3 protein-coding genes are annotated in these 23531 nt (G+C 71.2%); all 3 read right to left on the bottom strand.

Going from position 1 to position 23531, the window contains the following annotated elements:
- Positions 1-164: 164 nt before the first annotated feature.
- The 3 genes from OG289_RS47245 to asnB are packed head-to-tail and all read right to left on the bottom strand — an operon-like array spanning position 165 to position 23520.
- The gene (locus OG289_RS47245; RefSeq protein ID WP_327320191.1) at positions 165-932 is read right to left on the bottom strand and encodes a thioesterase II family protein; all 768 of its coding nucleotides are present in this window, start codon (positions 930-932) and stop codon (positions 165-167) included.
- Complete coding sequence (locus OG289_RS47240) at positions 929-21520, bottom strand: SDR family NAD(P)-dependent oxidoreductase (RefSeq protein WP_327320190.1); 20592 nt, start codon at positions 21518-21520, stop codon at positions 929-931. Before OG289_RS47240 ends, OG289_RS47245 begins: the two co-directional genes overlap by 4 nt.
- The gene (gene asnB, locus OG289_RS47235; protein WP_327320189.1) at positions 21517-23520 is read right to left on the bottom strand and encodes an asparagine synthase (glutamine-hydrolyzing); all 2004 of its coding nucleotides are present in this window, start codon (positions 23518-23520) and stop codon (positions 21517-21519) included. The genes OG289_RS47240 and asnB overlap by 4 nt, the downstream gene beginning before the upstream one ends.
- Positions 23521-23531 lie beyond the last annotated feature (11 nt).

The following is a 23531-nucleotide window of genomic DNA, read 5'->3' as shown; positions in this document are numbered from 1 at the left end:
CTCGACCGACGCGGGGTGGACGTCCGGACCCCTGACGCTCTTGAGTTGGCACCGGGCCTTTTCCCGCCGGGCGCGGTGCACCCAGCCCGAGACGCCCCGGCCGGCCGTCGATCACGGACGCGTCCTGGTCGGCGAAGCCACGTGGACCACGTGTTCCTTGCGACTCATGACACGCCTGCCGAGTATCGCTTCTGGATCACGCCGGCCACCTCATCCGTCCGGGTGTCCAGGTAGAAGTGCCCGCCGTCGAAGACCCGCAGGTCGAAGCCGCCGGTGGTGTGCCCGGCCCATGCCTGTACCTCGGCGATCGTCGCCTGGGGATCGTCCGTCCCGACGAGGGAGACGATCGGGCAGCGCAGGAGCGGACCCGGCACGTACTCGTACGTCTCGACCGCCCGGTAGTCGCTCCGCAGCACCGGCAGGATCATCGCCAGAAGTTGTTCGTCCTCGAGTATCTGGTTGTCCGTACCGCTCAGAGCGCGCAGCTCGGTCACGATGTGGGCGTCGTCGCGCAGGTGCATCGGCTGGGAAGCGGCACGCACGGTCGAGGGCGCGCGGCGCCCCGAGGCGAACAGGGCGAGGGGAAGGTTCCCGTCGCGCTCCAGGCGTCGCGCCACTTCGAAGGCGACCATGGCGCCCATGCTGTGGCCGAACAGGACCGTGGGGCGTGGTTCGGCGTCCCGCAGCTCACGGGTGATCAGGTCGGCGAGCTGTGTGATGTCCTCGACGGGCGGCTCCATGCGCCGGTCCTGCCGCCCGGGATACTGGACCGCCGCCACCTCCATGGAGAGGTGCAGCACACGCGACATCCTGAAGTAGTACGACGCCGATCCCCCGGCGTGCGGGAAGCAGATCAGCCGCGGACCGTCCTTCGGCCGGGGATGGAATCGCCTCAGCCATGAGGCGGCCGAGGTGGTGGATGCGCCTGTCATGCGTGCCCGTTCCCTTCTTGTGGGTCGACCCCGGTCGGGGGCGCGGTGGTCCTCACGCGACGCCCCCGGCTCCCGCGCCACGGCGCCTCACCGATCGGGAAGTCCGGCGCGTGCGCCACGTGCTCGATGACGAGGCTCAACTCGTCCGACATGGCCTGGGCCGTCGACGCCTCGAAGGCGTTCGCGTCGTACTTCAGGAAGACCTTGTAGCCGTCCGGCCCCTGGTAGATCTCGACCGTGACCGGCATCTCCCCGGAGTCCGGCAGGTCGTCGAAGGGCCTGAGGTCGAGCGGGCCGGGTGCCGTGCCGGCCGCGCCGGTGAACAGGGACGCCCCGTCGAAGTTCTGGAAGAGCAGGTTCGTGACGACCAGTTCGGGCCCCGCACCGCCTTCCTCCTCGGCGAGCGCCCGCTCGATCTCCAGCGCGGGATAGGCGCCGTGTTCGATGCCGCGTACGACCGCGCGACCGATACGGCCGAGGAGCGTGCCGAAGTCCTCGCCCTCGAACACGGAACAGCGGATCGGAAGGCAGTTGACGAACTGGCCGATCACGTTCTTGAAGCGCTCCTCGTACCGGGCGACCGTGGGAAACCCGACGACAAGGTCCGACTGACCGGTCAGGGAGTGGAGGAAGACCGCGTAGGTGGCGAGGAAGAGCGTTGCCACGCCGACCCGATGGGAACGCGCCCGTGCGCTGAACGCCTCCGTGACCTCCGCTGTCAGGTTCGCGAGGACGATACCGCTGCGCGGGACGAGTCCCGCCGTGTCCCGCCGGTCGCGTGGCAGCGCGAGTTCGCTTCGCGGCCCCCGCAGTTCGCCCAGCCAGTAGGCCCGATGGCTTTCCGCCGCGGGGCTCTCCAGCAGTGCGGATTCCCAGGCCACGAAGTCGGCATAGGTCACATCGTCCTGATCGGCACTCGGGGTCTCGTGCGACCGCAGGGCCGCGCCGTAGGCATCCTTCAGCGACCGCACCAGGACCGCTGCGGACGTACCGTCGACGACGATGTGATGAACCGTGACGAGCAGCAGGTGGCGCCGGTGCGCGGAGCCGGACTCCAGGGTCACGAGGTGTGCCCGTGCCAGTGGGCCCGCCGCCAGGTCGAACGGGCGGTTCGCCAGCTCCCGCAGGCCGTCGAGCTGGTCCGCCCGGGACTGTGCCGCGATGTGCGTCTTCTGGAAGGAGATGCCGCGCGATGTGTCGATCTCCATGCAGGGCGTGCCATCCACCTCCCGGAAGACGGCTCCCAGAATCGGGTGCGACCGCGATTGCGAACGGCATGCTTCTTCCAGCGCGTGCTCGTCGAAAGCGCCGTGGATCTCGAACAGAAGGGGGATGTTGTAGGTGGACGCGCTCGGGTGGCGCTTGTGCCTCTGCCACAGCCTGCTCTGGCTGCGTGACAGAGCCCAGCGCTCGGCGCCGTTCGCCTGCCGCCGGGACGCCACGAGGGCGTCGACGGCCGCCGCGCGCTGGGCCAGGAAATACTCCACCAGCCCGTCCAAGGACTCCACGTCGAACAACAGCGTCGACGACACGTCGTCCCCCAGATCCGCACGGATCACGTTGGTCAACTGCAGAACCAGCAACGAGTCCAACCCGTACGACGCCAGCGGCACCGCACCCTCGATCCGCTCCCGCGGCACCCCCAACACCTGCGCCGCCTTCTCCCGCAGGTAACCCGCAAGCACCTCGCCGGCACCGGCCCCTGCCGACACCGGGCCCGCCACCACCGCCCCCTGCGACACCGCTTCCGGAACGACCGGGCGCGGTGCCCGGCCCAGGACGATCTGCCTCGCGGTCCCGTCGCTCTCCGCGGCGATGATCTGCTGGCCGAGTTCGCCGGCCTGCGGCAGCACGGAGACGACCGTCCGGAAACCCTCGCCCTCCAGAACCTCGCGCCAGCCGTCGGGGGACAGTGCCGGGGATCCGGGGATGCGCAGCGGAGTGTCCTCGGAGAGCCACCACCCCTCCAGCAGACCGAAGGTGAGGTGGCTGAAGACGTCGAATGTCGACAGCTCGTTCAGCACCAGCCAACCGCCGTCGCACAGTGCCGCCTTGGCATTGCGCAGCGTGTTGCGGATGTTCGCGGTCGCGTGCAGGACGTTCGCGGCCACGACGATGTCGTAGCCGCCCTCCTCGATGCCCTGACCGGCCAGTGGCTGTTCGACGTTGAACAACGCGCAGCTCAGGTAGGGCACATCGGGGCCGTGGGTGTCGCGCGCGTTGTTGAGGAATGCCTTGGACAGGTCTGTGTACGTGTACGTCTCGATGCTGTCCTGGAAGGGCCGCAGTGCCCTGAACAGGCCGACGCTCGTACCACCTGTGCCGGCTCCGATCTCCAGGATGCGGATCCGCGCGTTCGGGTCGTGGCGCAGCCGTTCGGTCACCAGGTCGACGACCGTGTCCTGCACGGCTCGGTTGAACGCGTCCGCCACCGGGGTGTCGCGGTAGCAGCCCTCGACGAGCTCGAAGGAGCCGCGGGGGAACATGACATCGGTCGGTCGCTCGACGCCCGTCAGGATGTCGGGCAGGGCTCGGAGCGTGGCGTCCACCAGCTCCAGTTCCGCCTTGACGCAAGGGTCCGAGGACCACGCCTGCCGGCGTTCGTCCCACTCGCGCATGGCCGTGTCCAAGGGCGGCGCGGCGTCCGGGATCACCCGCAGTGCCTGATCGAGCCAGGGCCTGTACCGCTCCAGGACGCCTGCCTGCTTGCACCGTGCATCGGCGTCCGCGTCCGCGGGAGCGCCCTCGCCGGGAGCCACCGCCCCGAGCGCCACGAGGTGCGCGCGCAGTAGCCGGCGGAGCATCGGGTCGCGTTCCTTCCCGCGCCATTCGGCGACGGCACGCAGCAGCCGGTACTCACCCGGATCCGTCTCGTGAGCGGTGAGCACGTGCGCGGGCACCCGCGAGAGGGCCCGCGGACGCACGGTCGTCCTTGCCGCCGGTTCGACGGTGCTCAGCGCGTCGAGTCCGGTGAGCTTGACGAATCCCAACTGGTCGTACGGGCCGCCCAACAGGACGTCGATGGCCTCCATCGCCTCGGGAGCCTCGATGGAGACGAGTCCCGCCCGGGTCATGCGCTGCCGGTAGTAGTCGGACGAGACGCTGCCCTGGCTCCCCCACCAGCCCCAGTTCATGACCTTCACCGGGCACTGCCAGTGCCCGGCCAGCAGGCGGGCGTAGGCGTCGACGAACACGCTGCCCGCGGCGTAGTTGCTCTGCCCGGCCGTCGTCGCGAAGGACTGGATGGACGAGAAGAACAGGGCGAAGTCCAGGTCCTCGCCGCCGAACACCTGCGCCGTGGTGACGGCGGCGTCGACCTTCGCCGACAGACTCGCGAGCAGCGTCGCCTCGTCCATCGTGGCGAGTGTCTGGTCGCGGAGCACGAGTGCCGCGTGCACGACGCCGTGGATCCTGGGGAACTCGGACTTGATCCGGTGGTAGGCGCCACGCAGTGACGAGTGGTCCGCCGCGTCGGCCTCGATGTAGCGCACGCTGCCGCGCCCGCGGACAGACGCCAGCTTGGCATCGAGTGACGCGTCGTGCGGACTGCGCCCGAGCCAGACCACGTGGGCGCCGAAGTCCTCCACCACGTGCCGCGTCCACGCGGTGCCGAGGCCGCCGGCACCACCGATCACGACGTAGACGCCCCCCTCGCGGTATCTGGTCGGCTGCGCCCCTTCGACCTCGCAGGGAGCCCACCTTCGGGTCAGCCACTGGCCCGCGCGGTGGACCCAGGAGTCCGCCCGGACCCGCGCCGGGAGCGCCGTGAGGTCCGCCGGCCACCGGGTGTCCGCCAGGTCGACCCGCCGCACGGTCCAGCTCGGGTACTCCTGTCCGAGCGAGCCGAACAGCCCGTGCAGCCCGGCGTGGGCGGGCCGAGTCCGCTCGGCGGAGTGGGTGGCAAGGGCGCGTCGGGTGACCAGGGTGATGCCGAGGGGGCTCCGGTCGTACTCCGCGCGCAGCAGGCCCTTGGTCATGCGGAAAGCGGCCACCACGCCTTCCAGCTGGGCGGCGGCGAAGCCGGCCGCGTCGGTCGCCGCCGGCTCGGAGTCCGGTGCTATCCACACCAGGTGGTCGACCGGCGCCACCGAGCGCAGGGCGTCGGCCACTTCGTCGATCGTGGCAGCGGGTCCGAGGTGCCACAGGGTGGTACGAGGGCACTGGCGCGTGAGGAGGGAGCGCTGCTCGGCGCTGCCTCCCACGACCAGCACATGGTCGCCGCGGCCGGGGACGGCCTCGGTGAGGGATTGAGGGGGCAGCACTTCCCATATCGGCGCGAAGAGAGACGGGGGCGCAGCCGTCACCCGGCGCGCGGTGTAACCGGTCATGCGGACGCATACCTCCCCCGCGTCGTCGACCAGGTCGATGTCGAGCCGGCTGAGTGACTCGTCCGTCCCCGACCTGTCCGAGGGGCGGACGACGGCCCACATGGACTCCGCACACGGCCCGAAGACGTCAAGCTGCTCCAGGGCGAAGGGAACGGTGGTCTCCTGCGGCATCCCGCTTCCCGCCAGGTGAAGCGCGACCGAGGACTGGATGGCCGAGTCCAGCAGCGACGGGTGCAGCACGAAGGGGGCCGCCGGCCGAGGCGCGGCGGTGGGTACCTGGAGTCGTGCCACCACCACAGCGGAACCCGTGTGCGCTTGGCGGACGGCGCGGAGGGCCGGGCCGTGGTCGATGCCGCGGGACACCAGCGCCTCGTGGATGCGCTCGCCCGACACCGTCGTGCGGCAGAGGCCGCGGAGGGCCGCCAGGTCGGTCCTGGGCGGGCGCGGTGCGTCGGACAGGGCGACCCTTCCCTCGCAGAACAGAGTGGGCTCCTCACCCGTCGAACGGAACTCGAAGGCGACGCCGTCGGACGCGGGTCGCACGAGGAGCTCCACGTCCGCCGGGGTGCCGTCCGCCGGGGTGCCGTCCACCGCGATCGGCTGCACCCAGGTGACGTTGCGCAGGCGCAGCGCCCTGGCCGGGGAGGCGCCGAGGAAGCGTGCCGCCGCTTCCCTCGCCATCTCGAGATACACGACACCGGGCAGGACGCGCTTCCCCTGGACCACGTGGTCGTCCAGGAACCGTCCGGTGTCCGCGAACATCACGGGGGAGCGCAGCACGCCGGGTTCGCCCTGAACCGATGCGATCTCCCGGCCGGCCGTGTCAGGCGTGCGGCGCGGGGCTTGTGAGCGGAGGTCCTCTCCGGCCCAGTGGCGCACCCGGGCGAACGGGTAGGTGGGCAGCGGCACGCGGCGGTGCCCACCGGAGGCGAACACGTCGTCGTAGTCGAGGGCTGCGCCCGTCACGTACAGGTCGGCCAGTGCTTCCAGATCCGCGCGCAGGGCGGGGAGATCTCCGGTTTCGGAGTCCGCACACCGGCGCAGCAACTCCCGGCCCCTGCGCGCAGCCTCCTGGTCCCCACGCCGTTCCGCGGCGTCGCCGACGAGGGCGCGGGGTCCGGCGAGGTCGGCTTCCAGCACTCGGATCAGGTCATCGTGATCCCGTACGACACACGCGAAGCGGTATCGGAAGTGCTCTCGTCCCACCATGAGAGTGTGCGCGATGTCGCCGATGTCCTGGTGCGGTTGACGACGACAGTGTGCCGCCAGCCGTGCCACCTGCTCGCTGAGCTGGTCACGCGAGTGGGCCGAGAGCACGACGAGAAGCGCCGGGCGTTGCGCACCGGAGGTTCGCGGCTCGGCCGGCAGCTCTTCCAGGACCAGGTGGACATTGGTCCCGCTCGCACCGAACGCGCTCACGGCGCCGCAGCGCGGCACCCCGTCGGAGGTCTCCCACGGGTGGGTGCGCGTACTGACGTAGAAGGGGCTGCCCTCCAGGGGAATCGCCTCGTTGGGGGCCTCGAAGTGGAGCGACGCCGGGATCTGCCGATGCCGGAACGCCAGGAGCACCTTGAGCACTCCGGCGATTCCCGCCGCGAACTGCGTGTGGCCCAGGTTGCTCTTGACGGAACCCACGGCGCAGTATCCCGACCTGTCGGTGTCCTCGCGGAACGCACGGGTCAGCGCACCGAACTCGATCGGGTCCCCCAGCTTCGTGCCCGTGCCGTGCGCCTCGACCATGCCGATGCGCCGTACGTCGATGCCGAAGGTGTCGTAGACGTCCCGCAGCAGGCGTTCCTGCGAGAGGGAACTCGGCGCCGTGAGCCCGTTGGTGGCACCGTCGTGGTTCACGCCGGAGCCGCGGACGACACCGTGGATGTGGTCACCGTCGGCGAGGGCGTCCTCGAGGCGCTTGAGCACCACGACACCGACACCTTCGCCGGGTACGAAGCCGTCGGCGCGGTGGTCGAAAGTGTGGCAGCGGCCGGAGGGCGACAGCATCCCGCCACGTTCCGCGAGCCCGTACAGCCGCGGTGTCGACTGGACGAAGACTCCGCCCGCCAGCGCCATCGTCGTCTCGCCCGACCAGAGGTCCTTGCAGGCCAGGTCGATCGCCACCAGGGAACTGGAACAGGACGTGTCGACCGCCAGAGCCGGTCCCCTGAGGTTGAGGAAGTAGGAGATCCGTCCCGGAATGACGGATCCCATGTTCCCCCACAGTCCCTGTACGGGGGCTGATTCCCCCTCACCTCCCGGGTAGTCGCCGGCCCAGCACCCGACGTAGACACCGCAGCGTCGTTCGTCCATCGCCCGGGCCGGGTATCCCGCGTCTTCGAGGGCCTTCCACGCCTCCTCCATGAACAGGCGCTGCTGTGGGTCCATACCGGCCGCCTCGACACCCGAGATGTTGAAGAACAGCGAGTCGAACTCGTCGATGCGGTCCAGAAAGCCACCGCGCAGCGGGCGCGGTGTCGTCGCGTCAGCGGTGCCGTCGCTCCACCGGGTCGTGGTGGTGACGAGGTCATCCCCGTCGGCCAGGTGCGTCCACAGTTCGTCGAGGGAGTCCGAGCCGGCGAACCGGCCACTCATGCCGATGACAGCGATGGGCGGTCGCCCTCCGGCCGACAGGCTCCTGGGCCCCTGGGGCGCCGTACCGGCGAGCGGTGCCGTCGCGGACCGCGCGGTCCCGGACACGGGCTCTGCGGCCGGCGGGTCCGGCAGCCGGCCGGTGGGCCGGGTGACCTCGATGGTGTCGCGGTAGGCCGTGAGCAGGTGTTCGGTCAGGCGGTCCGCCGAGCTGTAGTCGAACAGGATGCCCGTGTCGAGGTCGAGCGACAGGGCTTCGCCGAGTTCGTGCGCCACCCGTACCGCGAGGATGGAGTCCAGTCCGTAGTCGGCGAAAGCGGAGGTGCCGACGATGTCGTCCTCCCGCATGGCCAGGGCCTTCGCCAGGACGGCGCGTACGAGGTTCGGTACCTGTTCCTCGAGCGGCACAGGCGACGGCTTCCTCGCGCGCTCCGCCGCGCCGGACCGCCGCCCGGGCGGTGCGGCCGGAAGCGGAACAGGCTGCTGAGCAGTCGCGACCTGCTCCTTCTCGCTTCTGCTCGCGGTGGCCGGGTCGAGGTCTCCGATCCAGAACCGGTCACGGGCGAACGGGTAGGTGGGCAGGGCGATGCGCCTGCGTGTGGCTCCTGAGTGCAGCAGGTGCCAGTCGACCTCCAGCCCCTCGACCCACACAGCGGCCAGTTTCGAGAGCTTTCCCGCCCGTGCCCAACGCTCGACCAGCAGTTCCCGCACGTCCTCGTCGGCCATCTCGGCGACCAGCCCGGAGGCGGCACCCGAGGTGCTGCTCCGGTGCAGGCCCGGAACACGGATGTCTCCGGTGGCTTCGGCCAGGAAGTCACGCAGGGCGCTCAGCAGGGCCGGCGTCGAGGAGACGGCGATCGCCAGGCGTTCGCGCATGGCCTCGCGGCCGGTCTGCAGGGTGAAGGCGAGGTCGGCGAGGTCGACGTCGCCGTGTTCGACGAACTCCGCAAGACGCGCGGCGCCGTCGGCGAGCTGTTCGGGGGTGCGCGCCGAGAGGACGACCAGGTGCTCGGTGCCGTCGGCGGAAGACTGTGCCATTGCTGGGGCGTGCTCCTCGGTCTGCGGTGGCGTGTACTCCTCGACGATCACGTGGGCGTTCGACCCTCCGGCGCCGAAGGAGGAGACGGACGCGATCCGCGGCCGGCCTTCGGAGTGCCAGGGGGTCAGCTCGCGCTGGACGAAGAACGGCGTCCGTTCGAACCGGATGTTCGGGTTCAGGCTCTCGGCGTGCAGGCTCGGCGCGATCTGCCGGTGCCGGAGCTGGAGGACCACCTTGGTGAGCCCGGCTATGCCCGCCGCCGCCTCCAGGTGCCCGATGCCGGACTTCGCCGATCCGATCGCGCAGAACTGCCTGTCGCCGGTGTCTTGTTCGAACGCGGTCGTCAGACCTTGGATCTCGATCGGATCGCCCAGTTCTGTGCCGGTGCCGTGGGCCTCGACGTAACCGATGTCGCGAGCCGACACGCCGGCGCGGGTCAGGGTCTGGCGGATCAGTTCCGCCTGGGCGCCGGAGCGCGGCACCGTGTACCCGTTGGACCGCCCGCCGTGGTTGATGCTCGTGCCGCGGATGACCGCCAGGATCCGGTCGCCGTCGGCCACGGCCTTCGACAGCGGCTTCAGCAGGACACAGCCCACGCCCTCGCCCGGGACGAAACCGTGGCCGCCGCTGCCGAAACTGCGACAGTGACGGTCCTGCGACAGCATGCCCGAGTGGCAGAGTTCGACGTAGTCGAGGGGGTGGAGGTACAGGTTGACACCACCCGCGACGGCCACGTCGCAGGCGCCCTGGTACAGGTGCTCACACGCTTCGTGCACCGCGGTCAGCGATGCCGAGCACATGGTGTCGATGGTCATGCTCGGGCCGTTGAGATCCAACAGGTACGACGTGCGCGCGCTCAGCGAGGCGAACGAGAGCGCCGGAACCACCGTCTCACCGGATGGCAGGCGGCCGGCTCCGTGGCGTGCGTGGCCGGATTTGGTGACTCCCGCGAAGACTCCGACACGCCCTCCGTGGCGGCGGCCGAGCGACTCACGCGTGTATCCCGCGTCCTCGATCACCTCCCACGATGCCTGCAGGAAGAGCCGCTCCTGCGGGTCCATCGCGTAGGCGTCGCGTGGTGCGATCTGGAAGAAGAGCGGATCGAACGAGGCGAAGTCGTCGACGAATCCGCCCCACTTGCTGTAGCTGAGGCCGCCTGCGACCGCCGCCCGGCGGTCGGGCTCGTAGAAGCCCGTCAGCGGCCACCGGTCGCCGGGAACCTCGCTGATGCAGTCCCGCCCGTCCCTCAGGTTCGCCCAGAACTCGTCGGGGTTCTCCGCGTGCGAATAGCGCCCGCTGATTCCGATGATGGCGATGGGTTCGCGCACCGGCGGCGTGGGTGTCGCCGCCTCCCGCGGTTCCGGCTGCCGGACGGTCACCACCGCCGCGGCGCGAGGTTCCCGATGCGCCTCCTCGGCATACGGCGTGGACGGCGTGGGCCTCGACGGTGCGGCGGGCCCGAGGGACGCGAGCCGCTGCGCGATGGCCCGCAGCGTGGGCAGGTCGTAGAAGAGGGTCGAGGGCACGTCGTCGTAGGCCAGGGCGAGTTCCCTGTTCAGCTGGACGACCATGATCGAGTCGAGCGCGGCCGAGCCGAGCGGCTGGTCCACGTCGACGCCGTGCACGGGCATCTTCGTGACGTTGGCGAAGGTCTGGACGAGATGACGCAGGGTCTCCCCGGAACCGTTCCCACGGGGAGCGGGTTCCTGGGGCTCGGTCGTCGTGACCGCATCATCTCGTCGGCTCCGTGTGGCGGGTGTCCCGGACAGCCGACCGTGGTGAACCCACACCCGGTCCTCGCCCAGCCGCCACGCGTCGGACAGCGCGGCGACACCGTCGGCCGAGGACATCGGCGTCAGACCACGGCTGTGCCACAGGGATTCGAGGGCGGTCCGGGACACCGGCATCCCGCCGGCCGCCCACAACGGCCAGGCGATCGACACGGTGCGTCCGGAGCGTTCCCCGGCTGCCACCCGCGCGTTGCGGATCGCCGCGAACTCGTCGAGGAAGGCGTTGGCGGTGGCATAGTCGGACTGTCCCGCGTTCCCCGTGACCGCCGCCCCCGACGAAAAGGCGATCAGGAAGTCGAGCGGCGCGCCACCGATGGCCCGGTCGAGGTTGACCAGACCGTCTGCCTTGGGCGCGAGGACGTCCTCCCACTCCTGGGTCGTCTTGGTGGTCAGCGAGGCGTCGTGGATCACGCCGGCCGCGTGGAGGACGCCGTCGATCGGGCCGGCTTGCGCGCTGATGTCCGCCACCAGGTGGCGTGCCTCTTCCCAGCGTGAGACGTCGGCCCGGTCGTACCGGGCGACGGCGCCGGCGGCACGCAGTTCGCCGAGGAGCGCGTCGACGGCCTCGTCCCGCGGTGACCGGCCGACCAGGACGACGGTGGGGTTCGTGGTCGCGTTCGCGATCCAGCGCGCCACGACGGCGCCGACGCCCCCCGCACCACCCGTGATCAGGTACACGCCTCCGGGGCGCAGCAACCCGTCCTCCCCACGCGGCGGTGCCGTGACCGACTCCCATGTACGCACCAGGCGGAGTCCGTCGCGGTACAGCACGACGTCGTCGCCGCCGCGGGCCTCCGCCTCGAGGACATCCCTCAGGACGCCGTCCTGCTGCGGGAACTCCTCGAACCCGATGACCTGGCCCATGAGTTGGGGGGCTTCGAGCGTGGCGGTCCGCATCAGCCCGGTGAGGGCGAAGGCGACGGCCTGCGAGCCGTGGGCGGGTACGACCGCCTGTACGAGTGTCCTGCCCCGGTGGTCGTCGGCGGCCAGCTCACGGACGATCTCCAGGTACTGGCCCGTGACATCGCGGAACCAGGCGTCGAGCCGCTTCCTCCGCGACGTGACGGTGACACACCGCACGGTCGGGTCCCGGCGCTCGATGGCGTCTCGCGCGAAGCCGACCGCTTCGTGGAGCACCACGACGCGACGGGTGGGGGCGGCCGTGCCGTCACGGTCCGGTCCGATGGGCTCCGGTGTCCACCGGGGCACGAGAAGGGCGGTTCCCACGCCGGGGGGAGCGGTGGCGGAACCGGCGGCAGAGCCCGACGGGGCCACCGGGAGGTCGCGGCGTGGCGCGTGGCCGGGGATCCAGTGGCTCTCGCGTGCGAAGGGGTACGTCGGAAGGTGCGCGCGCCTCGGCGCGCGAACTCCGTGCAGTACCCGCCAGTCGGGTTCGGCACCCCGCGTCCAGTGCAGCAGGATCCGCCGGAGGTCGTCGGCCGGCTCGACGCCGTGCGGCGCACTCGCGGCACCGGAGCGTACCGCGGTGCCCCGGGCACCGCCCTCGCCGACCTGGCCGTCGGTGACGAACGCCCGTAGGACGCGTACGAGTTGCGCGCGGGACTCGACCACCCAGCCGACGCGCTCCGGCATCGCCTCCCGCCCCGCCTGAAGCGTCCAGGCGATGGAGCCGAGCGGGACGGAAGCGTGGCGCTCGTCCTCCAGATGGGTCAGCAGGTTCCGTGCGACGTCGCGCAGTTGTCCCTCCGTGCGGGCGGAGAGGGGGACGACCACAGCACCGACCGCAGCGCCGTCGCCGGCCCGGTCGGCGTTCGGGTCGACGTACTCCTCCACGACCACATGGCAGTTGGCGCCACCGAAGCCGAAGCTGCTGACACCCGCGCGCCGCGGTGCCGGCGTGCCGTCGCGACCGGGCGGGCGCCGCCAGGTCTCGTTATCGCGCACGAGGTGGAACGGGCTGTCGTCCAGCTCGATGTAGGGGTTGACCTCACGGCAGTGCAGCGTCGCGGGCAGGACGCCGTGTTTCATCGCCAGCAGCACCTTCAGCAGGCTCGCGACACCGGCGGCGGCCTCCAGATGGCCGATGTTCGTCTTGACGGACCCCAGGCCGCACATGCCGCGTCCGGCGGCGTCCAGGCGCCGGAAGGCGGAGCGCAGGGCCCGCACCTCGACCGGATCGCCCAGGGCGGTACCGGTCCCGTGGGTCTCGATGTAGCCGATCGTGTCCGGGTCGGTGCCGCCGATGGCCGCCGACACGACGTCGGCCTGGGCGTCGGCGTTGGGGGCGGTCAGCGAGTTCGCCCGGCCCCCGTGGTTCTCGGCGCTTCCGAGCAGCACCCCGAGGATGGCGTCACCGTCCCGTTCGGCAGCCGCCAGGGGTTTGAGGACGACGGCACCGACGCCCTCGCCCCGCACGTATCCGTTCGCGTCGCGGGAGAAGGTCTTGCACCGTCCGTCGGGGCTGAGCATGCCCGCCCGGTGGGCGCTGACGAACGTGTCCGTGCTGAGCAGCAGGTTCACGCCGCCCGCGATGGCCATGGCACAGGCCCCGGACCGGATGGCCTCGAGCGCGCGGTGGACGGCGACCAGTGAGCTGGAGCAGGCCGTGTCGATCGGCTCGCTCGGTCCTCGTACGTCCAGCACGAAGGAGACGCGGTTGGCGAGCATGGAGTGCGCGTTGCCCGTCGCGGTGAAGGCGTCCGGCTCGACGCCGTGCGCGCTGAGCAGGGTCGCGTAGTCGGTCCCCGAGACGCCGAGGAACACGCCGGTGTCGACCGGCAGGTCGGCGGGTCGGTAGGCGCTGTCCTCCAGTGCGCTCCAGACGGTCTCCAGGGCGAGACGGTGCTGTGGGTCCAGCAGTTCCGCCTCCCTCGGGTAGATGCGGAAGAAGCCCGCGTCGAACGCGTCCACGTCGTCCAGGACTCCGGCGTGGCGCGGGAAGTCCGCCGCCTCGACGACCCGGGCATATGTGTCGTCGTACCGGTGGACCGGGAACTCCGCGACCGAGTCCACACCGCTGACGAGGTTCGTCCAGTACTCGTCGAGGTCGCGGGCCCCGGGGAAGCGGCCGGCCGCGCCGACGACCGCGACGGGCATCGGCGTCCGCGCGGCGTCCGCCGCTTCGGCGAGCGGTGCCGCGGCGGTCGGCGCCTCGACGAGCGGCGCCACAGCCGCCGACGCCACGGCGAGCGGCGCCACAGCCGCCGACGCCACGGCGAGCGGCGCCACAGCCGCCGACGCCGCGGCGGTCGGTGCCGCGGCGGTCGGTGCCGCGGCGGTCGGTGCCGCGGCGGTCGGTGCCGTGGGCCGCTCGGCCGGCTCCTCGTCCTCTCCGGCCACGGTCCGGGGGGCCACCCGCTCCGGCGGGGACGGGCGCTCCGGCGGGGACGGGCGCTCCCCTGACGGGATCCGCTCCCCGAACTCCTCCACCAGGTGCCCTGCCAGCGCGTCGAGCGTGTCCAGGTCGAAGAAGACCGCCGGGCTGATCGGCACGCCGAACCGCTCACGCACCAGGTCGGCGAGGGTGACCAGGGTGACGGAGTCGAAGCCGAAGGCGTAGAAGCCGGTGGTGGTGTCGAGTTCGTCCGGCTCGAAGCCCAGGATGCCCGCCGCGAGGGCGCGCAGCTCGTCGGCGACGAAGGCGACGGCCGCGGTGTCGGAGGGCCGGGCCTCGGTCGCGGGGGCCGGCCGGGCCACGTTGTCGGGCTCCGGCGCGGAGGCGGCCGGGGTGTCCCGTCCGGTGGCCCGGTCCTGACGCACGACGGCGTTCTCGTCGCCCCACCACACGTCGGTGAGTTCGCCGACGAGCCGGCCCGTCCGGTTCACCAGCCGGATGCGTCCGCCGAGTCCGCCGTCCTCGGCGGTGAGGTCGAAGACGACGCGGGTCACGTCGGCGATGTCGGCCGACACACCGGCCTCGTCGATCCGGTGCGGCACCAGACGCGCCCAGCGGGGCACACCGGCCCGCTTCGCCACGAGCTGGACGCCGTGGGCGATCGCCGCCAGGACGGACGGCTCGATGCAGACGTTCCGCTTGACGTGGTTCTGCTGGAAGTCCGGCGCAGTCATGTCGAACACCAGGCGCCCGCCCGGCAGCCAGTACGCCGCCTGGACGCCGTCGAACATCTGCGGGCGCTCGATCCCTCCTTCCGCCAGTTCCGCCAGGAACCGCGCCCGGGTGAGAACGCCGAGGGCCTCGCGGGCGAGCTCGTCGGTGCCCAGACCGGGCACGGTTCCCCAGCGTTCCGCGTCGGGGCCGTCGCCGGCGTGCACGGTGAACCCCGCGACCGGTGTACGGGTGCCCGACTCCTCCTGGACGAACACGGTGCCGGTGCCGGTCCGGCCGGCGGCCGAGAAGGTCGTGACGAGCCGCGCCGCCTTGGCCCAGTCGATACGCCCAGGCAGCCGCAGCCCGCGGATCCGCGCACTGCCCGCGAACCCGGAGACACGGGCACAGGCCAACGCCGCGTCGACGGCGAACGTCGGGACGATGCGGGGTTCCTTGTCCTGCTGGTACCCGTAGTCGAGGAGGTCGTCGAGGTGGACGTCCAGCCCGTAGCGCAGCCCGTCGAGGTCGGACTCGTTCTGCCCGAGGAAGGGGTGGAGCGCGCCCCGGAACGCCAGCGGTGCGATCACCGAGGGGGCGTCCGGGTCCTCCTCCACCCAGCAGCGGACCTCGGCGAAGGGGTAGGCCGGCAGGGGCAGACGGCGCAGTCCACGGCCGTCGCTCAGCACGGTCCAGTCGACGCTCCGGCCGTTGGTCCAGGCGATGCCGGTGTCCCGTGCGACCGCGGTTCCCGGGCCGTCCCCGACGAGGGCGCGTTCGACGTCGCGGTCTCCCGCCAGGTACCGGTCGATGGCCTCGACGACACCCCGGTGGTCCTTGGCGAGGAAGGCCCAGCGCCGGGGCAGTTCGTTCTTGCCCACGCGGAGTGTGAAGGCGATGGACGCCAGGTCGGTGTCGTCCCGCGTGGCCATGAACGCGCGGAAGCGGAGCAGGTAGGTCTCCAGCGCCTCGTCGGTCATCGCCGAGAAGACGAAGAGCTCGTGGCGCCCGTCGTGGTGCGCCGTCGGGGCGGCCGTGTACTCCTCCACGATCAGGTGCGAGTTCATCCCGCCGGCGCCGATCGAGGTGATCCCGGCCCGGCGGGGGTGCTCGACGCGCCGCCCCTCCACGACCGTGACCGGCCTCCGCCAGTCGGTGAGCCGGCGTGGGACGTGGAAGGGGGTGTCCCCGAACGGGATGTCCCGGTTGAGATCGTCGCTGTGCAGCGAGGGCGCGATCTTGCCCTCGCGGAGCTGCAGGACGACCTTGGCGATACCGACCACACCCGCCGCCGCGAGAAGGTGCCCCATGTTGGACTTGACGGAGCCCAGAGCGCAGAAGCCGGTGTCCGCGGTGGACGCGCGGAACGCGTCGGTCAGCGCCTTGACCTCGATGGGGTCGCCGAGCGAGGTCCCGGAGCCGTGCCCCTCGACATAGCTGATGGTCCGGGGGTCCACGCCCGCGTCGTCCAGGGCCTTCTCCACCGCGCGGGCCTGCATCGCCACACTGGGCACGGTGAAGCCGTTGCGCGTCCCCGCGTTGGTGATCGCCGTTCCCCTGATGACCGCGTGGACGTGGTCGCCGTCCCGCTCCGCGTCGGCGAGGCACTTGAGGACCACCACGCCTGCGCCTTCGCCCAGGATGGTTCCGTCGACGCCGAGACCGTAACTGCGGATGACGTCCGAGGTGGCCGTCGTGAAGTGCTCCTGGGAGGAGGTGATGAGGTTGTACGGGTGCAGCAGGAGGTTCACACCGCCGGCGACGACCATCTCGCAGTCACCGGCGCGCAGCATCTGCACGGCCTGGTGCACGCACGTCGAGGACGTCGAGCACATGGTGTCCAGGAAGATCGAGGGTCCGGTCAGCCCATAGAAGTACGAGAGCATGTTGGGCATCGTCGCGTTGTAACTGCCGCTCTGCCGGGCACCGCGCACCAGGCCGTTCTGGAACCCGTACAGGCCGTAGTGGTTGCTCATGGTGCCGGCCAGCACGCCGACATCTCCCTGGTACTGCCGCTGGATCTGCTCACGCGAGTACCCGGCGTCCTCCAGGGCTTCCACGCCGAGTTGGAGGAAGAGCCTGACCTCCGGCGACATCTGCTCCGCGTCCCGCTTGGAAATGCGGAAGTAGCGCGGATCGAACGTGTCGATGTCCCGCAGGAAGGTGCCGGTGCGGATGACGCTCTTGCCCGGCTCGGCCCGGTCGCGGCTGTAGATGGCGTCGTGGTTCCAGCGGTCGCGCGGGACCTCTTCGAAGGAGTCGCGCCCCTCCTCCAGGAGCGCCCAGAGCTCGTCCATGGTGCGGGCTCCGGGGTAGCGGCCGGAGATGCCGATGATCGCGATGTCGTGGCGGTCGTCGGGCGCGGCGGGCGGCTGCGTCCCTTCGCGCGAGTCCGTTCCTTCGCGCGTGTCCGTCCTTCCGCGCGGGGCGACGGGGCGGGGCGGGGCAGTGGCCTCCTCCCGGGGCGGGTCGGGCGGCGGCGGTGCGTCCTGTCCGGCCAGGACCTTCTCCAGTTTCTCCCGGTGGGTGGCGATGAAGTACCCGGCCACATCGGCCACGTTCAGGTACTCGAAGAAGATCGTCTTGGACAGTGGGCCGAACAGCTGCTCGAGACGAGCGGTCATGTCGAGGATGCCGAGGGAGTCGATCCCGTACTCGACCAGGTTCACGGTGGGGTCGACGGCGTCCGGCTCGTGGTGCAGCACCTCCGCCAGGAGCCTCGTCAGCAGCGCCGTCGTGCCCGAGCGGAGGCCGTCCTCGGGGAGCGGGACGCGGTCCGCCGCGGCCTCGTCCCGGGGCGTTGCCGTGCGCTCGGGTTCCGGCGCCGCGACGGTGTCCGTGAGGGTGGCGTCGCGGCCGTAGGCCACCACGACGTGGTGGGGTCCATGGGCCAGTACGTGTCCCAGCGCGCGGACGCCCGCCTCCGTGGGCAGCGGCTCCCAGCCGTGCCGTTCGCGCATCGACGCGCGCGTCACGTCGTCGACCGTCATCCCGCCCTCGGCCCACAGCGGCCAGCTCACCGCGAAGGTCGCGCCGGTGCGCTCGCCGGCTTCGACGAGAGCCTGGCGGTGGCCGGCGAAGGCGTCGAGGAAGGCGTTCGCCGCCGCGTAGTCCGACTGTCCCGGATTGCCGTGGACGCCCGCGACGGAGGAGAACAGGACGAAGAAGTCGAGGTCGAGGTCGCGGGTCGCCGCGTCGAGGTGGATCGTTCCGCCCAGCTTCGGAGCGAGCACGGTGTGCAGGTCCTCGTGGTCCTTGCGCAACGCGTACCCGTCCCGCAGCACACCCGCCGCGTGGACGACACCGTCCAGCGAGCCGTGGGCGCGCACGATGGCTTGGACCGCTCCTGCCACGTCCTGCGCGCAGGTGACGTCGACGGCCAGGTAGTGCGCGTCGACTCCCTCGCCGCGCAGGGCACGCAGCGCGGCGTCGGTGTCCGGTCCGGATGCCGAACGGCCGCTCAGCACCACGGTGACGCCTTCCCGGCGCGCGAAGTACCGCGCGACGTGGCGCCCCAGGCCCCCGAGGCCGCCCGTCACCCAGTACACGCCGCCGTCCTTCAGCGCGGGCGCCTCGGGGCCCCGGACCCGCTCCGCGCTCTCCACGACGCGCCGGACGTGGCGTGAGCCGTCCGCGTCGTAGCGGACCTCCGCGTCGGCCGACCCGTCGGCGGCCTCGTCGCGCAGGATCCGCTCGATGTGTTCCGCGTCGGCGGTGTCCAGCCCCGCCACCCGGACCACGCGTCCTCCAACCGCCGGGTTCTCCAGGGCGACGGTCCTGAACAGACCGGTGAGCGGCGCGTGGAAGTGTCGCGGCACCCGGTCGTCGACCAGGACGACGAAGCGGTGGTCCTCCTTCGGTCTGCCGCTCAGTACGGTCCGCAGCGCGCCGAAGACGACGTCCAGCACCTCCCCCACGCCGTCGGCCACCTGGGTGCGCCGCACCCGCGGCAGGCGTTCGAACGACGCGCCGCCCGTGTCGGCGGTGCCGGAGACCCGCGCACCGGCGAGGTAGCCGTGCAGGACGGTACGGCGGGCGCTCGCGGCCCCTCGCGGGGAGAGCGGCACGGGCACCCAGTCGGGGGTGGCCGTGACGACGTCCTGTCCGTGCGGGGCCGCCGCCCGGGCTCCGACGGCCCTTTGGACCAGGCCGCTCACCCGGGCGGTCACCCGGCCCGCGCCGTCGCACAGGTCGATGTCGAACTTGTCCACCATGCCCTTGCTCCCAGCGCGCCGGACCCAAGCCCATGTCTCGGGCGGGCACGGGCCCGCGATGTCGATCTGTTCGAGTACGAACGGCAGGACCGGGTCCCGCGACGGCTCGGACGCCTCGGCCAACATGAGCGCCAGCGAGGCCTGGAAGGCGGCGTCGAGCACGCTCGGGGGCAGGATCAGGCCCTCGCCCGTGCCGGCCTCGTCCGGGTGTGCGATCCGCGCGAGCAGCCCGCCCTCGCCGCGGTGGATCTCTCGCAGCCCTCGCATGGCGGGCCCGTACTGGAGGCCCTGGCGACGCAGTCCCTCGTACACGTCGGGCACCGCGACCGTGTCGTAGGCCGTGCGCAGCGCGTCGAGGTCGACGACGGCCGGGGCGTCGAGCGGACGGATGTCGGCCGCTCCACGGCTGTGCACGGCACCGGAGCCGCCGTCCGGTGCGGTGTCCTGCCGCACCTGGAACGCGATGGTTCCGTCCTCTTCCCGTGAGAGCTCCACATGGACCTCTACGGGCTCGTCACCGACGGTGAGGGGGCGCAGCCACGTCATGTCCCTCAGGACCACGGCGGCCGGCTCCCGGCGGTCGCGCTCCACGGCCTGGTCGATCGCCGCGCGGACCATCTCCACATAGGCCGCCGCCGGCATGACGCGCACGCCGTCGACGCGGTGGGATTCCAGGAAGGGCTCGTCGCCGGTGAAGGTGGAGCTGAAGCGCTGCCCGGACAGCACCGAGGTGTTCCGGTGCACCAGCGGATGCAGGGCGGCGCGCTCCGTGCCGGCGGCCGCCTCGCGCCGGTCCGGGACGGTGAACCAGTGCGGCACACGCTCGAAGGGGTAGGCGGGCAGCCGGACACGCCGTGCTTGCGGGTATCCGGCGCGCTCACGCACCGCCTGCCAGTCCACCGTCTCGCCCTGTGCCCAGGCCCGTGCCGCGTCGAGGACCCCGGTGGGCTCCGCCACCGGCGTCCCTGCGCTGCCGTGGACGTCGGGATCGGCGGGCGTGCCGTCCAGGAACGCCCGGAGCGCGTCCGCGAGTTCCTGTCGGCCGGTGGCGGTGAAGGCCCGGCGGGCCTGCATCGGCTCGCGCCCGATCTGCAGGGTGTAGGCGATGTCGGCGAGCGCCTGGCGGGGCCGGAGCAGGGCGGTGGCCTCGTCGCCGGGGACCGGTCCCGCGAGGTGGTCGAGCAGTCGCCGTGCCACGGCACGCAGTTGGGCTTCGGTACGCGCCGAGAGGGGGAACACCTGGGGCCGTCCGTCCTCCGCCGCGGCCGGCTCGTCGTCCGGGACGTACTCCTCCAGCAGACAGTGCGCGTTGGTGCCGCCGAAGCCGAAGGAGCTGACACCGGCGCGCCGCGGCAGGACGCCGCCGTCCGGGGCGGTGCCGGGGGCGGCCCAGGGCTGGGTGTCGCGTACCACGTAGAACGGGCTGTCGTCGAAGTCGATGAGCCGGTTGGGCTCCGTGAAGTTCACGGTCGCGGGCAGCGTCCGGGTGGCGAGCGCTCCGATCACCTTGACGATCCCGGCCACGCCGGCCGCCGACTCCAGGTGGCCGATGTTGGTCTTGACCGAGCCGATGCCGCATGTCCCCGGGCGGGGCCGGGTGCCCTCGGCGGCGTGCAGGCGCTGGAACGCCTTCTTGAGGCCGAGTACCTCGATGGGGTCCCCGACGGGGGTGCCGGGGCCGTGGGCCTCGACGTAGCCGACGCTGTCGACAGGCACTCCCGCGCGGCGGTACACGCCCTCGATCAGCTCCGCCTGAGCCGCGGGGTTGGTGACGGTGAGCGAGTTGGTCCGGCCTCCGTGGTTGGTGCCGGATCCCTTGATCACCGCATGGACCGGATCCCGGTCCTCGACGGCCCTGGCCAGCGGCTTGAGCATCAGGACGGCACCGCCCTCGCCCCGGACGAACCCGTTGGCGCCCTTGTCGAAGGCGTGCGACCTGCCCGTCGGCGAGAGCATCCCCGCCTGGCTGAAGGCGACGAACAGCTTCGGCGACCAGGCCAGGTTGACGCCGCCTGCGAGCGCCATGTCGCATTCCCCGCTCCGCAGGGCGGCGACGGCCTGGTGGACGGAGACGAGTGAGCTGGAGCAGGCGGTGTCGTTGACGACGCTCGGCCCATGGAGGTCGAGGTAGTACGAGACCCGGTTGGCGACCACGGCGAAGTCGGTTCCGGTGGGCAGGTAGGCGTCGATCTTCGCCGCGTCCCGTTCCATCATCTCCGCGTAGTCCGAGTGGGAGACACCCATGAACACACCGGTGTTCGTGCCGGCCAGCGCGCTCGCCCGGTATCCCGCGTCCTCGACGGCCTTCCAGGCCAGTTCCATCGTCAGCCGCTGCTGAGGGTCCATGGTGGAGGCCTCGCGGGGCGAGATGTTGAAGAAGGCCGCGTCGAAGCACTCGGCGTCGTCGATGAAGCCGCCCCAGATGCTTCTCGTCCTCTCGGCCCCGCCCCTTGGGTCGCCGAAGTACCGCTCCTTGGGCCAACGCCGCTCCGGTACCTCCGTGATGAGGGAGCGGGCGGCCGTCAGATGCCCGAAGAGCTCGGTGAGCGAGTCGGAGCCCGGGAAGCGCAGGGAGAGGCCGATGACAGCGATGTCAACGGGGCGTTGAGGATCGCGGCGGCTCATCGGGCCACCTCGACCGGGACACCGCCGCGCCGGTGGTCCACGACCGTGCGCAGGTTCATCCGGCCGATCCGCGCGTTCCGCGCCGCCGCTGCCATGTGTCTCTCCTCGCCGAGGACGAACTGCCGGTTGAGGACCGCGGTCGACAGGAGGTAGACGAACGCCTGGTCCTCTTTGGTGCTGATCTCCTCGACCGGCGTCCGCATGATCTTCGCGACGAGCTTTCCGGCGAAGACGGGGTCGACGCATTCGATCTTGCGGAGCTCGGTGTCCGAGAGCAGGAGCTCCAGGTAGTCGGGGCGCTGGTCCTTGAACACCGCGCTTCCCGGCGCCCGGTAGGGCTGTTTGGGCCGGTTGACCGTCCACTGCGGAAGATCATCGGAGAACGCCTTCTTCAGCATCGCCTTCTCGTCGTATCCGTCGTCGTAGCGGAGGTTCACGGAGGCGGCCGCGCGTACGACGGCGGGGTCCAGGAAGGGGCAGCGGTTCTCGACGCCGTGGGCGAGGCTCGCGCGCTCCCCCTGCGTCGCCAGGAGGTATCCCGACAGGAGGGTCTTGTACTCGATCCACTGCGCCTTCTGCACGGAGGTGAGCCCGTCGTATCCGGGTGTGTTCCGCACGAGTTCCCGTATGGGCTCCAGCGGGTCTCCCGGGTCCTTGAGCAGACGTGTGGCGAACTTCCCGTTCTGGTAACGCAGTTCGTGCGAGAAGAGTCCGGGCACGCGTTCGGTGCTGAACTGCTGGAACAGTCCAAGGAGATGGGCCTTGCGCGCGGAGCCGAAGTGCGCGAGTTCCGGGTGGAGACCGCCCAGTCTGCGGATCCGCTCGTCCTCCGGCAGGTCGTTCCAGGACTCCCGGAGCATCGTCTCGCGGAACAGCGAGTAGCCGAGGAAGGCCTCGTCGGCCCCCTCGCCGCTGAGCACCGTCTTGATCCGCGCGTCCCGCACATGCCGGGACAGCAGGTACATCGGGACGAACGAGGTCCGGAAGGCCGGCACCTCGGCATGCCACACCGCGTCGACGAAGGCGTCGGCGATGTCGCGGTGCGACACGGGCAGCGACGAGTGCAGGGTGCCGAGATGGGACGCCACCAGCCGCTGGCTGCTCGACTCGTCGAACGACTTCTCCTCGAACTCGACGGAGAACGTACGTACCTGATGTGCGGAGAGCTCCGTCGCCAGCTTCGTCACGATGGAGGAGTCGAGGCCGCCGCTGAGGTACACGCCCACCTCGACATCGCTGCGCAGACGTACCTCGACGCTTTTACGGAGCGTCTCCCGTACGAAGGCGACGGCCTCCTTCTCGTCGCCCTCGAACGCGGGGCCGTCGACGCGCAGTTCCTCGTACAGCGCTACGGTGCGCCGACTTCCCGCGATCGTCAGGAAGCCGCCCATCGGCACCTGCCTGATGCCCCTGAACGGGGTGTGATCGGGCAGCGGAGCCCACAGTGCGTACACCGAGGCCAGTTCCCGCGCGTCGAACTCGTGACGGAACCCGGGGTAGGCCGTGAACGCCTTCATCTCCGAGGCGAAGAGGAGAGCACCGTCCTGCTCCGCGTAGAAGAGTGGCCGCTTGCCGTATCTGTCGCGGGCCAGGACCAGTGTCCCGGTCCGGGTGTCACGAATCGCCAGGGCGAAGGCACCGTTGAAACGGGCGAAGCACCCGGGCCCCCACTGGATCCACGCCTGCAGTACGACCTCGGTGTCCGACTTGGTGCGGAACGGCCTGCCCAACCCGCTGAGTTCGGCCCGGAGTTCCACATGGTTGTACAGCTCGCCGTTGAAGCAGATCCAGTACCGCTCGGCGGGATCCGCCATGGGCTGCGAACCCGATGCCTGATCGATGATCGCCAAGCGGACCGTCCCCATTGCCACACCGTCGTCCAGGTAGTAGCCGGCCTCGTCGGGCCCTCTGTGCTGGATTGACGACAACATCGATGCGATGCGTCCGGGTATCTCCTCACCAGGAAGGCGGGACGACGCAAAGCCGGCTATTCCACACACGCAGGTTTCCC

Source organism: Streptomyces sp. NBC_01235 (genome assembly GCF_035989285.1).
GTDB lineage: Bacteria > Actinomycetota > Actinomycetes > Streptomycetales > Streptomycetaceae > Streptomyces.
Note: the sequence above shows the minus strand (reverse complement) of the source record. Positions and strands in the feature narration are given on the sequence as shown.